We start from the raw sequence: 15238 nt of genomic DNA on the forward strand, positions 1-15238 counted from the left end.
CTGCGGGGCCAGCGGGGCTGACCGGGCCGGGCATGAACGCGGGCCCGGTCAGGGCCAGCAGATCGGTCAGGGCGTCGTCGGCCAGGTCCGCCCACCGGCCTTGAGGAAGGTGGGCCGCCTTGCGGCGGGCGAGCGCCTGACGGGCCAGGGCGCCTTGCTGCGAGGTCGTCAGGCCCCACGGTTCGGGGGCCTGGGGAAGGCGGGTCCCCGAGACGTAGGCGACCGTGTCGCCCGGGGCCAGGGGGTACAGGGCCCCTCCCCCGCCCACGACGAGCCCGCCACTGAGCAGCGTCGGAGCGCGGCGGCCGAGGCCCACCAGGTGCGAGCCGCCCCAGAGGGCCGCGGCGGCGGTGAGCGGGACCGCCGCGGCGAGAGTCAGGAACCGACGACGCCCGGGATGCGCCAGTGGCCTCATGCCCCTTTACTGCGGCTTGTAGTCGTCACGCAGGATGACCGCGATCGGGGCGTCCTGGGTGTTGTCCGCGGTGCCCTCCACCACGTTGCTGATCCCCAGTCGCTTGCCGATCTCCTCGGCGGCAGTCCGGGCCTGCGGGGAGCTGAAGTAGACCGTCGACTTGGCCGGCTCCGCGTTCTCGTAGATCCCGGGGATGACCTCCACCGCGGTGAAGCCGCCGTTGGTGAGCTTCTCGCTGGCCCCCTTGGCCAGTCCGTCAGTATTCGTCCCGTTGGCCACCGTGACCCTGGTGGTGAAGTCCACGTTGCCGGAGGGGCTGGCCGAGGCGCTGGGCTTGGCCGAGGCGGCGCCGCCCTTGTTGCCCGCGTTATCCGCTTTGTTGTCCGCGTTCTTGTTGCCCGCGTTCTTGTTGCCACCGGCTTGTCCGCTCTGGGCGGGCTGAGAGGAGGAGGCCGCGCCCGACGAGCCGGAGCCTCCCGCGCCATTGAGGAACAGCGTCACCGCACCCCAGGCGAGCGCCTGGGCAATGACGATGATCGCCAGCAGCGGCACCCAGCTGCGCCACCGGGGCACCTGGGCACGGTGCACGCCCACGGGAACCGGGCCGTCATCATCGCCGACGTCGAACTCGTCCTCGGGGTAGTCATAGTTGCTCACGCTCACAAGATACCGGCCCGAGCGTCGTTCGTCGGGTATTGCTCACCACGTCCGGCTCACACTGCGGTGACATCGGGCCCGGTAAGATCCTGCGGGTGCCCCAGGTAGGCCGTTAGGCTCATTGCGTGACATCCGCCAAGCCCCTGTCCGAGATCATTGATCCCTCCTGGGCGCGCGCCCTGGCCCCCGTGGAGCCCACGGTCCACGAGATCGGGGAGCGGCTGCGCCAGGAGGTGGCCTCCGGCGCCGGGTACCTCCCGGCGGGCACCGATGTGCTGCGCGCCTTCACCTACCCGATGGAGGATGTGCGCATCCTCATCGTAGGTCAGGACCCCTACCCCACCCCGGGCCACCCCATGGGGCTGAGCTTCTCGGTGGCGCCCGGCGTCAAGCCCCCGCGCAGCCTGGAGAACATCTTCCGCGAGCTGGTCAGCGACCTGGGCGTGCCCCGGCCGACGTCGGGGGATCTGACGCCGTGGTGCCGACAGGGCGTCATGCTGCTCAACCGGGTTCTCACGGTTCGCCCGGGGGCGCCGGCCTCACACAAGGGCTGGGGCTGGGAGAAGGTGACACAGCGGGCGATCGAGGCCCTGGTGGAGCGCGGCGGCCCGCTCGTGGCGATCCTGTGGGGGCGACCGGCGCAGTCGCTGACCCCGATGCTGGGACGGACCCCCATCATCGCCTCACCGCACCCGTCCCCGCTGTCGGCCTCGCGCGGGTTCTTCGGCTCGCGCCCCTTCAGCCGCGCCAACACGATCCTCACCGAGATGGGGGCCGCGCCCGTGGACTGGCGCCTGCCCTGAGACGACGTCGGAACCGACCCGGTCAGTGCTGGCCAGGCCCCATCGGCGGGCTCGCTCCCGCGAGGACTGCTCAGCCGGAGAAGGACATCACCACCGACAGGACGATCAGGACCACTCCCAGCACGCCTTCGGCCGCTCCGACCCACTGGACCGGGATGAAGAAAAGGGTGTGGATGTTACGCAGGCCCCTCGCAGCGTCCGTACTCGCCTGCCCGACGAGGTACTCGATCTGTTGGTGCGCCTCTCCACGGTTTGCCGGCGGCGGTGTTCCCGGCGCCACCTGGAAGGCCCCGTGAGCCACACGGTCCCACATCTCGCGGCGCATCTGCTCCTTGAACGCCTCGATCTTCTTGGCGGGAGCCACCGCATTCACCTGTCGCCCGAAAAGGTAGTTGGCCACCCCAGCCACGATGAACCCGAGTCCATACCCAAAAGAGACCGCCGCGTTGCCACGACCAAGAAACGCCTGGAAGGTCACCCCCACAATACCCGCGACCAGTAAGGTGATGAAGACGCTGAGAATGCCCCAGCCACGCCAGATAATCATGACGGAAACGTAACGGCGCCCGGCTTGGAGGGCCACGGGGATAACTCTCCACCAGAAGACAGCACCCCCGCCCCGTCAACGCCCACTCCTGCGGACCGCCACTGGGGCGCCCCGACGACGATCAGGCCGCCCCCTCGAAACACGGCCGGGGCCTATCTGGTAGACACGGCCCCATGCCCGCACGCCAGCCAGACCAGTCGGAACACTCCGCCCAGCCCGTTCTCGCCGCACCCGCCGGTACTGTCCCCGCCGCCCCCGACTCACAGCCCTCGTCACCGTCCCGGGCCCGCCACGCCGCCGGCCCGGCCACGATCGACCTGGACCAGATCGCCCAGTTCCTTCCGCGCACCGGCATCGGCACCGACGTGCACGCCTTCGCCGCCCCCGACTCGGGCACCCCCATGCACCTGGCCTGCCTGGAGTGGCCCGGTGAGGTGGGCCTGGCCGGTCACTCCGACGGCGACGTCGTCGCCCACGCCTGCTGCGACGCCCTGTTCTCGGCCGCCGGGCTGGGCGACCTGGGCTCGAACTTCGGCACCGCCGAGCCCCAGTGGAAGGGAGCCTCCGGGACTGCGCTCCTGAGCGAGGCCGCCCGCCGGGTGCGCGAGGCCGGCTTCGAGATCGGCAACATCGCCGTCCAGCTCGTGGGCGAGCGCCCGCGCGTGGCCGCACGCTCCGCGGAGGCCTCCCGGGCACTGTCCGAGGCCGCCTCCGCCCGGGTCTCCTTCTGCGCCACCACCACCGACCACCTGGGCTTCCTGGGCCGCACCGAGGGCCTGCTCGCCGTCGCCACCGCCCTGGTCTATCCGGTGCCCGACGCCGTCCGCGCGGTCGTACCGTAGGCCGCCGGTTCGTACCGTAGGCCGCCGGTTCGTACCCTGAACCCCCGAACGCGAGGCATAAGGTACGAACGCGACGTCGGCAATCTCTGGAAAAAGCCCTGGCCCCAGTAGACACCGGTGGCGGGCGCCCAGGTAGCCTGTGCCTGTGAGCATCACCCCCACTGAGCCCCCTGAGTCCACGGGCCCCGCCACCTCCCCCGCCCACGCGGGCGCGCCGGCCCTGCGTCTGTACGACTCCGCCGCCCGCGCGATCGTGCCGCTGGCCCCCACCGCCACCCCCGGTCTGGTGACGATCTACCTGTGTGGTGCCACCGTGCAGGGTTCACCCCACATCGGCCACATGCGCAGCGGTATCGCCTTCGACGTCCTGCGCCGCTGGCTGGAGCGCGGCGGCCAGGAGGTCCGCCTCATCCGCAACGTCACGGACATCGACGACAAGATCCTCAGCAAGTCCGCCGCCGCCGAGCCGCCGGTGCCGTGGTGGGCCTGGGCCCAGCGTTTCGAGCGGGAGTTCGACGCCGCCTACCGCGCCCTGGGCGTGGCCGCCCCCACCTATGAGCCGCGCGCCACCGGCCACATCCCCGAGATGATCGACCTGGTCCAGCGCCTGCTGGACGCCGGCCACGCCTACGTCGGCGAGTCCGGCAACGTCTACTACGACGTGCGCTCGCTGCCGGACTACGGGTCCCTGACCAACCAGCGTCTGGAGGACCTGGCCACCACTGAGGACGAGTCCCAGCTGGATGACGACGTCGAGGCCGACAAGCGCGACCCGCGCGACTTCGCCCTGTGGAAGGCCGCCAAGCCCACCGAGCCGGCTGACGCCGCCTGGGACGCCCCCTGGGGTCGGGGCCGGCCCGGCTGGCACCTGGAGTGCTCGGCCATGTCCCGCCGCTACCTGGGCGAGACCTTCGACATCCACGGCGGCGGCATCGACCTGCGCTTCCCGCACCACGAGAACGAGCAGGCCCAGTCCCACGGCGCCGGCTGGGGCTTCGCGCGCCACTGGGTCCACAACGCCTGGGTGACCATCAAGGGCGAGAAGATGAGCAAGTCGCTGGGCAACTCCCTGGTGGTGGCCGAGCTGCTCAAGCGCTACGACGCCGCCGTGCTGCGCCTGGCCCTGGGCACCGTCCACCACCGCTCCACCGTGGAGTTCTCCGAGGAGACCCTGGCCGACGCCGCCGCCCTGTGGGAGCGCCTGTCCGGTGCGATCCTGCGGGCCTACGAGTTCTGCGACGACGGAGGCACCAACCTCGTCGACGCCCCCGCCGAGCAAGTGCGCGCCCGGGCCCTGCCGGCCGAGTTCACCGCCGCCATGGATGAGGACCTCAACCTGGCCGGCGCCATGGCGGTCGTCCACGCCACCCTCAAGGCCCTCAACGTGGCCCTCACCCAGGCCGCCCCCAGCGGCGGTCAGGGGGCCGATGACGACCTGTGCGCCTCAGTGACCGGTCTCGCCCTGGACCTGCGCTCCCAGCTCGACGTCCTGGGCCTGGACCCACTGGCCGAGCCCTGGCGCACCCGGGTGCTCGACGGCGCCGGCTCCTCCCAGGGCGGCGCCGCCATGGAGGCCCTCGACCGGCTCATCCGCCACGACCTCGACGAGCGGGCCCAGGCCCGCGCCGCCAAGGACTGGTCGCGCGCAGACGCCCTGCGTGACAAGCTGACCGGGGCCGGCGTCGTCGTTGAGGACTCCCCCTCGGGCGCCCGCTGGCACCTGGCCTGAGCGGCCCCACCACCCACGACTCTTTCGCATTAATTCGCACCGTCACGAACAGGAGGCCGGATGCCCGGCAACGAGCAGTACCCCGGTGCCAAGCGCCGCCCCGGCTCGAAGAAGGGCCCCACGAAGGGCTCGGGCGGCCAGCGCCGCAAGGGCCTGGAGGGCAAGGGCCCCACTCCGCGCGCGGAGAACCGCGTCGGCCACCCCAAGGCCCGGGCGAAGGCCCGCGCCGAGTCCCGGGCCGCCCAGCCCACCCGCGCCAAGCAGCTGGAGAAGATCAAGCGCCGCTTCGACGTGCCCAAGGGCCACGAGATCCTGTGCGGGCGTAACGCCGTGGCCGAGGCCGCCTACGCCTCGGTGCCCATCACCCGGGTCTTCATGGCGGTCTCAGCCCAGTCCGACGAGCGTCTGGGAGCCGTGGTGCGCCGCGCCGCCCTGTTGGGCGCCCCGGTGCTGGAGACCACCAAGCTGGACCTGGACGCCCTGACCGACTCCGCCGCCCACCAGGGCGTGGCCATCGAGGTGCCCGCCTACGAGTACACCACCGCCCGCGACCTGCTGGAGCGCGCCCGCGCCCTGGGACGCACTCCGCTGCTCGTGGCCCTGGACCAGGTGACCGACCCCCACAACCTCGGCGCGGTCCTGCGCAGTGCCGGGGCCTTCGGGGCCGACGGCGTCATCATCCCCGAGCGTCGCTCGGTGGGCGTCAACGCCACCGTGTGGAAGGTGTCGGCCGGCGCCGCCGCCCGGGTGCGCGTGGCCCGCGAGACGAACCTCGTGCGCGCCCTGGAGCAGCTGAAGAAGGAGGGCTGCTTCGTCGTCGGCCTGGACGGCTCGGGCAGCACGGCTGTCGAGGACCTCACCCTGGCCGACTCGCCCCTGGTGCTGGTCACTGGTGCGGAGGGGGCGGGCCTGTCCCGCCTGGTGCGCGAGACCTGTGACGTGCTGGCCTCGGTGCCGATCAGCCGCAGCGTGGAGTCCCTCAACGCGGCCGTGGCCACGGGTATCAGCCTCTACGAGGTCGACCGCCGGCGCCGCCGGGCCGCCGACGCCGGCAGCTGACCCCCGCCGCCGCTGACGGCCGGCCGCCCCCGGCGGAGCCTGCCGATCCGGCCGAACCGACTGAGCCGGCCGCTCCCGGCAGGGAAAGTGCCCGGTTTACACTTCCCCATGACGGCCCCGTTGCTGACACAATGGGCCGCATCCGATCCACAGGAGGTCCCCATGGCCCAGGACGCTTCGCAGCGTTGGAACCGCACCGACGGCGTGCTCATCGCGCCGGGCACGACGCCGGAGGCGGTCGCAGACGCCTTCGCCGAGCGCGGGGTGGTCGTGCGCCTGGAGTGGTTCCCGGCCACCACCCACCTGCTCAGCCTGACCCTTATGACCGACGTCGAGGGCCGGGTCGCGGTGACGCCGCCCTCCCGCGGGGGCGTTGTGCCCGGTCCGAGTGTCAGTGAGCTCGTGGAGTCCCTGGCCCGGGAGTTCACGGCCGATGTCGCCGTGGGGCCGGCGGCCTTCAACGCCCTGCCCGACGACATCGAGCTGCCCACGATCTCCCACCACGGCTCGGCCAGCGCCCGTACCGTGGTGATCTCCCCGATGAGTGCCTACATGGTGCCGCTGCAGGCCACCCTGCTGGAGCGGCCCCTGGCGGTGGCCTCGGCGCCGAGCCTGGACCGCCGCATCGTCATGTACTCCGGTGAGGGCACGGAGCTGGGCACCTTCGGCTGGGACGAGGAGTCCCTGCCGGCCCTGGTGCTGACCTCCGACTCCGAGGACATGTCCATCCGCGCCATCCCCACCGGGGACCCGGAGGACGACGCCGTCTTCTCCTGGGGCATGACGTCACGCTACGTGTGGGGCGGGGTCAAGGAGCCCGGCCCGGCCCTGAAGTCCCTGGTGGATGAGCTCCTGGCGGACCTGACCGACGCGTCGGGGATCGTCGACGCCGTCCCGGGAGCGGACCTGGAGGCCGCGGCCGCCGCCATTGTCCAGCCCGGCATCGAGGGTTTCGCCGCCATGCTTGAGGCCCTGGGCCTGCCTGACTGGGTGCTGGAGGTCCTCACCGGCCGCCTGGCGCCGGTGGAGGTTCCCGGCGTCGTCGTGCACGAGCCGCGCGGACTGTCCAACGCAGTGGGCCGCAGCGTGGGCCTGCTGCTGGCCGACCCCTCCACCCCGGGCTCGGCCTTCTGGCAGGGTTATGTGCGCACGGTGACGGACAAGCCGTGGGCGGTGCGGGGTGCAGCGCTGCTCGAGGCGGGCCTGGGCGGGGCTCTCGTGGGGGCCGCCGTGCGCCGTCGTCGCTCGACCGGCAGCATCCCGGGCGGGATGGCGGCCGTAGGGGCCTTCCTGCTGGTGGACGCCATCACCGAGGTCTCGCTGGCCTCCTGGACGCGACACCGCGAGCTGCGCCGCCGCGCCGACGAGGAGATGGCCCTAGTCGCCGAGGAGCTCGGCGCCTGAGGACCCGCCGCCGGGGGGCGCCTGGTGCCGCCCGTAAGCCGCACCCGCAAGCCGCAGGGGCACCGGCGGGCTACTCAGGCATCCCCCGGCTCAAGATAATCAACAACGGCACCACGCCAGCGACGAGAATATGCAACAGCACCACCAGCACGAAGATCAGCGCCCCTTTCTCAGTTCGGGACATGCCGCGATGCTTTCCTATGCTCAGCGCCCCCGGGTCGCCGTTCAGGATCGAGGCGCGGTAGAACACCGGGGCCACCTGGCCGGGTTGCATGACGAGCTCAAGGCGCGGCTTGGGACTGAGAAAGGCCGCGAAACGGTAGGACACAACGCTCACCGGCCCCGGCGGCACCGCAATCCTCACGGACTGGCCCGCGGACAGGCGCATCGCCCAGCCGTTGATCGTGATGGACACGGTGCTCTTGCCCGGCAGTGAGATGGACGGGTCGAAGTACAGGTCGATGAAGGCACTGTTCTGCGGCGTCGCCCCGGGCAGGGCCTGAAATGCGGGCGCGTCCTGGCTCATATCCCCGTCACGGCCCTTCTCATCGTCTCAGCTGATCAAGGCCAGACTATCAACCAGCCGGACTCCACCGGCGCCCTCGCCCCGCACGGTCTGCTCAGCGAGCCTTACTCCCCCTTGAACTTCATGCCGGCGGTGAAGCCGTGAGGGTTGGCGGCGTAGTCGGCCAGGGTCTGTTCGTCGCGGGCGGCGAACTCGGCGTCGTCCTCGGGCGTCGGCTCATCGGTGTCGTCGTCGACGACGATCGCCTCCATCTCCTGGGTGTCCCCGTTCCCCAGGTAGGCCCGTTCGTCACGGTGCTGGGGCAGCACCGTGGCCACATAGTCGTCCACCGCCTCCTGGGTGGTGACGTAGCGGTTCTGGGCCTCGGACATGTACCAGCGATGCTCGAGGATCTCGTGGAAGATCTCGGCGGGCTCCAGCTTGCGGCGCATCTCGACGGGGACGGAGTGAATGGTGGGCTCGAAGACCTCCGCCAGCCAGGCGTGGGCCACGAGCTCGATGGGGTCGTCGCTGCGGCCGGTGATGGCCCGGTAGGCCTCCAGGTCGTTGAGCATGCGCTGGCCCTGGCGCTCCTGGACGTCCAGGCCGGTCAGTCGCATCACCTGGCGGTGGTAGTGACCGGCGTCGACGACCTTGGGTTGAATGGTGATGTGGTTGCCCTGGGAGTCGGTGTTCATGGTGAGCTCGGCGACGTCGTAGCCCATCTCGTTGAGCTTCTCGACCCGGCGGCGCAGGCGCCAGCGCTCATCCATGGAGAAGGACTCCTTGGCGGTGAGCACGTCCCACAGCTCGGTGTAACGGCTGACGATCCGGTCCCCCACCTCAATGGTGTCCACGCTCGGCTCCAGCAGGGCGCCGGCCTGGAGGTCCATGAGCTCGCCGATAATGTTGGTGCGGGCCACGTCGATGTCGTAGAGGCGCTTGCCGTCCGTGAGGCCCTCGGGGTGGAGCTCCCCGGTCTCGGCGTCCACCAGGTAGGCGGCGAAGGCCCCGGCGTCGCGACGGAAGAGCGTGTTGGACAGGGACACGTCCCCCCAGTAGAAGCCCAGCAGGTGCAGGCGCACCAGGAGCACGGCGAGCGCGTCAATGAGTCGGGTGGCGGTCTCGGGCCGCATGTACTGGCTGAACAGCGCCCGGTAGGGCAGGGAGTAGGACAGGTGCTCGGTGATGAGCACCGAGTTGAGCTCCTCACCGGTGATGCTGCGGCGGCCGGTGATGACCGCCGTCGGATGCACGCAGGGCGCCCCCAGTCGCACCAGGTCGCGCAGGAGCTCGTACTCGCGGTGGGCCACGGACTCGCCGATCTCCTTGACCGCGATGACGCGCTCAGAGAGGTTGACGAAGCGCACGATGTGGCGGGACAGACCACGGGGCAGCGCGGCGAGGACCTCGGTGGGCCACTCCTCCAGCGCCGTCTCCCAGGGGAGGTCGAGCAGCGCCGGGTCAATGGTCGCCGCCGTGATCTTCATGGACTGGGACATGACGTCATTCTTTCAGGCAGGAACCCAATTTGCTTTTCGAGACATGAGCCGCTGACCACACTTCTTCCCGTGCTGGCCGCTGAACCTCCCCCGCCGGCTGGCCTCCGCCACCGGCCCCCTTGGTGAGTGCGACGACGGCGCCGCCCCGGGACAGGGGAACGGCGCCGTCGTGCTCAGCATCCTCAGGCGGGCAGGCGCTTGCCGGTGGAGGCGGAGAAGATGTGCTCCTGACCGGGGCGGATCCGCACGTAGACGGTCTCACCCGGCTCGGGGGCGGTGCGTGGAGGCACGCGCACGATGATCTGGCTGGAGTCCTCACCGGAACCGAGCTTGGCCTCGGATTCCTCGGCGCCGACGAGCTCACCGTAGATGTAGGCGTCGGAGCCCAGCTCCTCCACGAAGGACAGGCGCACCGGGATGGAGTGCTCGTCCTGGGCGGAGACGACGTCGAGCGACTCGGGCCGGAACCCGATGGTCACCTTGCCGCCGTCCTCGGGGGTGATGGCGTCCAGGGTCGCCTTGGACAGCTGGATCTTGGCGGCGCCGACGGTGGCGACGTCCCCCTTGATCGTGAACTGCCCCAGGTTCATGGCCGGCGAGCCGATGAAGCCGGCGACGAACTCGTTGGCGGGGTGGTCGTACATCTCACGCGGGGTACCGACCTGCTGGAGCACGCCGTCCTTGAGGACCGCGATGCGGTCACCCATGGTGAGGGCCTCGGTCTGGTCGTGGGTGACGTAGACCGTGGTGACGCCCAGCGAGCGCTGGAGCGAGGCGATCTGGGTGCGGGTCTGCACACGGAGCTTGGCGTCCAGGTTGGACAGCGGCTCATCCATGAGGAAGACCTTGGGCTTGCGCACGATGGCGCGGCCCATGGCCACACGCTGACGCTGACCACCGGAGAGGGCCTTGGGCTTGCGGTCCAGGTACTCGGTCAGGCCGAGGATCTTGGCGGCCTCGCGCACGCGCTTGTCGATCTCGGCCTTGGGGGTGCCGGCGATCTTGAGGGCGAAGCCCATGTTGTCGTGCACGGTCATGTGCGGGTAGAGCGCGTAGTTCTGGAAGACCATGGCGATGTCACGGTCCTTGGGCTGAACATCGGTGACGTCGCGGTCACCGATGAGGATACGACCGGCGTTGACGTCCTCCAGGCCCGCGAGCATGCGCAGGGAGGTGGACTTACCGCAGCCGGAGGGGCCAACAAGTACGAGGAACTCGCCATCAGCGATCTCGAGGTTGAGAGAGTCAACACTGGGGCGGTCATTGCCCGGGTAAATACGTGTGGCGTTCTCGAAAGTCACAGTTGCCATGGGTGGTGCTTCCCTTCACCGGCAGGTACGTGCCGGACGATCCGTCGTGAAAGGTGCCGATGCGTGTCCGCATTGACACGTGCCGCGGTCAGCCGTTCGACCGCGGACGGGCTCATCTTGACACAGGTTTCCCGCTTTGACCAGCGATTCGCAGCAATCAGTCAGGGCAGTCCTCGACAGCCCTCGACAGTCCTCGACGGCGGTGGCGGCCGGTGGAGGCCTCCCCATCCCCGCCGTCGGAAACCATCCGACCCGATACCGGCAATGCGGCTCCATCACTGGCTTTACTCCCGCGACATGGCCCACAGTCGGGCGAAGAGCCCCACAGCTTCGGGGCACCCACGAGTGGATCCGGCCCGGTACTGTGGGGGCCATGACGCAGAACTTCGACGCGCACCCGGGCGAGCCGGTCACCCTGAGCAAGCTGCGCGCCGGCACCACAGTGGGGGGGTACCGGCTTCTGCGTCGCCTGGGCGCCGGGGGCATGGGCGTGGTGTGGGAGGCCACCGATGAGGGTGGGCGCCACGTGGCCATGAAGATCCTCCACCCGCAGATCGCCGCGGACCCCACGGCTCGGCGCCGTCTGGACCGGGAGGCCAGCGTCCTGGCCCGGGTGAGGGACACGCGCGTGGCGCGCATCCTGGACATCGAGACCGGGGACGGCTCCCAGGGCATCACCTTCGTCATCACCGAGCTCATCGAGGGCCCCACCCTGCAGCATGAGGTGGAGCATGAGGGCGTCTACGACCTGACCACTGACGCCCGCGACCTGGCCGACCTGGCCCACGGGCTGGTCGACTCGCTGCGCGCGGTGCACGCCGCCGGCGTCATCCACCGCGACCTCAAGCCCTCCAACGTCATGCTCAGTGCGCAGGGGCCGGTTCTCATCGACTTCGGCATCGCCCAGGTGGCCGACGACGTCCGGCTCACGCAGACCGGCCAGGTCACGGGTACGCCGGGGTTCATCCCTCCGGAGATGCTCGACGGCGGGGAGCCGAATGCCGACGTCGACTGGTACGCCTGCGCGGGTGTGCTCCTGTTCACCGTCACCGGTCTGGCTCCCTTCGGTTCGGGGGCCTGGCAGGTGGTCTTCCGGCGCGTCTACGCGGGCACCCCGGAGCTGGGCAACCTGGAGGAGGAGAATCCGGCGCTGGCGCGGGCGTTCACGGCGGCGCTCGCCCCTGAGGCGGAGAACCGTCTGAGCCCGGACGGCCTGCTGGAGGTGCTCGATGAGATCGCCGAGGGCGGGACCGGGCAGGAGGCGGTCGATCGGCTCCTGGGGCCCGAGGACGAGGAGCCGGAGTCCAGTGAGCTGGAGCGGAGCACCAGCACTTTCGTTCCTGGCTACGGTTCGACCTCGGGGTCGCCTCGCGATGCTCGTAGTGCGACCTCGGCCTCCCCGGCCGCATACGGCAGTCCCATCTCTGCGCCCTCCGGCGCGGAGGGCGGGTACGGGTACTCAGCGCCGTCGGCCGCTTCTGGCGCTTCCGCCCAGCCCCCACCGGCCATCCCGCCGCGTCAGTGGTACCAGAACAGTTCGGCGATGCCCTCCAGGGGGGCGCAGTCGATGCAGTACGGCGTGGGTGCTCCTGCGCCTGCGGCCTCCTCGGGGGCGTACCCGCGTCCGGCGCCGTCGGGGCAGGTGCCGATGTTCCCCTACTCCGGCCAGCATCCGACGGCGTATCAGCCCGGCTACTCCCAGGCCGTCGCCGGTCCGACGGCTGCGTCGTCGGCGGGAGCGATGACGGGGCCGATGGCAGCCGGCGCCCCAGGGGCGCAGGTGCGCCGGTTCAGCTCCCCCAGCCGTCCGGGGGAGCTGCCCCAGTGGGCGCAGGAGCCGGTGCGTCGTCCGCTGGCGATGCTGGCCACATGGTTCATGCTGGCCTCCATCGGGATCGTCAGGCCGGGTTTGATGGCGATTGCTGGGGTGATTCTGATAGTGGTGGCCGGCGCTGTGGGCCGGGCCCAGGACGCTCGGCGTTGGAACCGGCTTCAGCGCGGCGGCACCTCGCCGTCGGACAACTCCCGCATGTGGGCGATGACCCCGTGGTATCTGTTGCGTTCGCTGGTCTCTGCTAGCTTCGCTTTTCTCCTGGCCATAGGGACCGCGGTCGTCCTCCTCACCGCCGCTTACTCGATGGGTGCGGCGAACGACGACGCCCTGATTCTCGGGTCGTTCCCCCCCAATAGTCGTATCTACATCCTCTATTTCGTCGCGGTCGCCCTGTACCTTCTCATCCTGTGGCTGGTGCCGTGGGGGGCGGCGACGCGACGCGGTGGCGCGCATATTCTCAATTCCTTCACCCCCAGTGACAATGGCCGAAGGAATCTGGTGATGGCGATGCTGGGTGTTGGTGCCGTGTTCTTCGTCTTGACATTCGCCGGAGCGCTGCCGATTCCGAGCCTGGTTCCTTTCGGGAGCTGAGATGCCGCCTCGGCGGCGGACGCCGTGGTTCCCTGGCGGCACCCGCCTCCGGGCCTGGTGACGCCGGTGAGATGCTGGCTCCGGCCTGGGCCCAGTCAGTGGAAGAAGGGGAAGCCGCCGAAGCGGAGGGTTGTGCCGCGGTAGGCCCGGATCGCTTGGACGGAGCACACCAGCACGTGGACCACGACCATCCCCAGGGCCATCATGATCGGGGTGCCCCACGGCATGAAGGATGGAGATTCATCGACGTCGTTCGCGATGGAGGCCACGGCAATCTGGATTGCTATGAGGGCCAGCTCCACCAGCAGCAGTGTCAGTCCCCAGCTCGCTGCCAGGCGGCGATTCGTCCGGGCCGGCTCACGCAGGTCCTTCTTGTTCCACAGGCCGACCACCATCATCGCGACCGCCGCCAGTAGCACGTTGAACCCCGGCAGAAACGCCAGCAGTGCCAGCAGCCCTGTGCTCCAGGCCTCGGCACCCGATGGAGCACGCACCTTGACTGGTGCCGGAGCGATCATCGGCGCAGGCAGCATCCCGGGGGCCGGCGCACCTGAAGTCCCAGGCGCGGGGAAGACCCCGTAGTCCGTCACTGGACCCGGCACGGACCGTCTCGTGGGGTCGACCTCCGGCGCCGACTCCTGAATCGTGTAGTAGCCGCCCGAGGATGCTACGGCCTCGGGCTCCCGCACCTCACTCACACAACTCCTCACTCACTCGTCACCAGAGCGGCTGACTCTACCCGAACCAGGCTCACCAGCGCCATTGCCCTCAGCCTGGGCGGCTTCTGCCTTCTTGCGGGCTCGACGCTCCCGGTCCCGCTGACGACGGCGTTCCCGAGCTTCCCTCACCTTCTGATGAGCAGCAGCCTTGGTTGCCATCTATTCCGGAATCCACTGCGGATCCCGAGGAAAGTAATCCAGTTCAAGAGCAGCATCTCCATCCATCACTGGCGCATCATCATCAATCTCCGGCTCACGCATCCAGTCACACTCCTGATGCAGCACCCCATCAGACTCCTCCATCCAAAAATGCGACCACAACCACGCACCTCGATGCGGATCCGCCTGAGACCCACGAATATCATGCATCGCGAAACTCACCTCACGAGGGAGATGAACAGACTTTCGCTCTTCTCCGCGCATCAGCCACACCTTCACGCGGCCTGTCCGGTGGATCGCATGATAATCAATATCGACCCGGGCTCCACCTTAATCTAATAACCAGTCACGCAACAACCCCTCAAACTTCAAAACAACTGGATTACACTTGCCACCCTGCATGCCTGACATCAGTTTACCCCTACCCGTTTCTGCGGCGGTAGATTCTCGAATGGCTTCGAGTCCGCCTCTCCAGCGGCATCCGTCCATTTTACCTCAAACTTTTCTGGGACCCGTTCAGTATTGGTTAACTTTGTGGGATCAGCCGGTTCTGGGTAATCGAACTCTAGCGCGAGATTATTGTAGTTCTCTGGTTTAGCTGCGAACTTTCGCTCAAGAAGGAGGTAAGAGTTTGAGGCTTATTCATAGGGGTGTTGATGGTGTTTTGCCGCTATTACGTGCGTTAAGCAGGGTGACGACTTGCTCTTGAGAGAATCTTTGGTGTCTAAGCCAATCTAACCAAGAAGCAGACCGCCATGAATAGTAGCACGAGAATCTCCCGCAGCGAGGTCCTGGACCTGTGCGAGGCCATTCACGTCTCCGGTCCTCTGCCTGTGTTTGGGGCGAGGGTGTTAGGGCTGTTCCTGTGCGTGCGCCTGACCCTGACGTACCTGAGACATAACCTGTCCCAGGAGCTGCTCACCGAGGTCTACTGCGTCTGGCAGGCCACCGTCTCCCGCGTCATTACCGCCTACACGCCCCTGATCGCCGCCTGCCTGAACGGCAGTGTTCCAACGGTGGAGGATCTGGATCCCACGGCCCAGCTGATCATCGACGGCACCCTCCTGGAGTGCTGGTCCTGGAAGGGTCATCCTGAGCTTGACTTAAGGCAGGCACAAGACCACAGGTCTGAACGTCCAGGTGGCCTGCACCCTCTCAGGGA

The 15238-nt window shown here is 69.0% G+C and carries 14 protein-coding genes and 1 pseudogene; 7 read left to right on the top strand and 8 right to left on the bottom strand.

The genetic code is table 11. The features are described 5' to 3' along the window. Both HMPREF2883_RS00790 and HMPREF2883_RS00795 read right to left on the bottom strand, forming a co-directional pair. A pseudogene (locus HMPREF2883_RS00790) lies at positions 1-415 on the bottom strand (glycoside hydrolase family 15); the annotation flags it as partial. A 6-nt stretch (positions 416-421) separates the two neighbouring features. Beyond that, positions 422-1078, bottom strand: a complete 657-nt coding sequence (locus HMPREF2883_RS00795; RefSeq protein ID WP_083313532.1) for a LytR C-terminal domain-containing protein — start codon at positions 1076-1078, stop codon at positions 422-424. A gap of 119 nt (positions 1079-1197) precedes the next feature. Between HMPREF2883_RS00795 and HMPREF2883_RS00800 the strand changes: the two genes are divergently transcribed. Beyond that, positions 1198-1875, top strand: a complete 678-nt coding sequence (locus HMPREF2883_RS00800) for a uracil-DNA glycosylase (protein WP_070658298.1) — start codon at positions 1198-1200, stop codon at positions 1873-1875. 70 nt (positions 1876-1945) lie between these two features. Here the strand turns inward: HMPREF2883_RS00800 and HMPREF2883_RS00805 are convergent, their stop codons facing one another. Then, positions 1946-2422, bottom strand: coding sequence for a hypothetical protein (locus HMPREF2883_RS00805; protein WP_070658436.1), 477 nt, complete (start codon positions 2420-2422; stop codon positions 1946-1948). A gap of 173 nt (positions 2423-2595) precedes the next feature. On the opposite strand from HMPREF2883_RS00805, the gene ispF reads away from it, so the two are divergent. The 4 genes from ispF to HMPREF2883_RS00825 all read left to right on the top strand — a co-directional run bounded on the left by ispF (position 2596) and on the right by HMPREF2883_RS00825 (position 7456). Next, positions 2596-3264: a 2-C-methyl-D-erythritol 2,4-cyclodiphosphate synthase gene (ispF, locus tag HMPREF2883_RS00810; RefSeq protein WP_343283840.1), complete on the top strand. Its 669-nt coding sequence runs from the start codon at positions 2596-2598 to the stop codon at positions 3262-3264. Between the two features lie 145 nt (positions 3265-3409). Next, the gene (gene cysS / locus HMPREF2883_RS00815; protein WP_070658300.1) at positions 3410-4993 is read left to right on the top strand and encodes a cysteine--tRNA ligase; all 1584 of its coding nucleotides are present in this window, start codon (positions 3410-3412) and stop codon (positions 4991-4993) included. Between the two features lie 60 nt (positions 4994-5053). Further along, complete coding sequence (gene rlmB / locus HMPREF2883_RS00820; protein ID WP_070658302.1) at positions 5054-6052, top strand: 23S rRNA (guanosine(2251)-2'-O)-methyltransferase RlmB; 999 nt, start codon at positions 5054-5056, stop codon at positions 6050-6052. 162 nt (positions 6053-6214) lie between these two features. Continuing rightward, on the top strand, positions 6215-7456 hold the full coding sequence (locus HMPREF2883_RS00825) for a hypothetical protein (RefSeq protein WP_070658304.1): 1242 nt from the start codon (positions 6215-6217) through the stop codon (positions 7454-7456). 70 nt (positions 7457-7526) lie between these two features. On the opposite strand, the gene HMPREF2883_RS00830 is transcribed toward HMPREF2883_RS00825, so the two are convergent. From HMPREF2883_RS00830 to HMPREF2883_RS00840, 3 genes are all read right to left on the bottom strand, one after another. Further along, on the bottom strand, positions 7527-7982 hold the full coding sequence (locus HMPREF2883_RS00830) for a hypothetical protein (protein WP_070658306.1): 456 nt from the start codon (positions 7980-7982) through the stop codon (positions 7527-7529). Between the two features lie 104 nt (positions 7983-8086). Then, positions 8087-9463, bottom strand: coding sequence for a DUF4032 domain-containing protein (locus HMPREF2883_RS00835; protein WP_070658308.1), 1377 nt, complete (start codon positions 9461-9463; stop codon positions 8087-8089). Positions 9464-9645: 182 nt separating this feature from the next. Then, a complete protein-coding gene (locus tag HMPREF2883_RS00840; RefSeq protein ID WP_070658311.1) occupies positions 9646-10773 on the bottom strand; it encodes an ABC transporter ATP-binding protein in 1128 nt (375 codons plus the stop codon). 373 nt (positions 10774-11146) lie between these two features. Between HMPREF2883_RS00840 and HMPREF2883_RS00845 the strand changes: the two genes are divergently transcribed. Next, positions 11147-13198 carry a serine/threonine-protein kinase gene (locus HMPREF2883_RS00845; RefSeq protein WP_070658313.1) on the top strand — a complete coding sequence of 684 codons (2052 nt, stop codon included), beginning with the start codon at positions 11147-11149 and terminating at the stop codon, positions 13196-13198. 95 nt (positions 13199-13293) lie between these two features. Here the strand turns inward: HMPREF2883_RS00845 and HMPREF2883_RS00850 are convergent, their stop codons facing one another. Next, a complete protein-coding gene (locus HMPREF2883_RS00850) occupies positions 13294-13896 on the bottom strand; it encodes a hypothetical protein (RefSeq protein ID WP_256277256.1) in 603 nt (200 codons plus the stop codon). Positions 13897-14076: 180 nt separating this feature from the next. Then, entirely contained in the window at positions 14077-14340 is a 264-nt protein-coding gene (locus HMPREF2883_RS15360; protein WP_256277257.1) for a hypothetical protein, read from the bottom strand. 491 nt (positions 14341-14831) lie between these two features. Between HMPREF2883_RS15360 and HMPREF2883_RS00855 the strand changes: the two genes are divergently transcribed. Continuing rightward, positions 14832-15238: transposase family protein (locus HMPREF2883_RS00855; RefSeq protein ID WP_256277258.1), on the top strand; the 407-nt coding region annotated here is incomplete at its 3' end.

Source organism: Actinomyces sp. HMSC075C01 (assembly GCF_001812965.1).
Taxonomy (GTDB): domain Bacteria; phylum Actinomycetota; class Actinomycetes; order Actinomycetales; family Actinomycetaceae; genus Actinomyces; species Actinomyces acetigenes.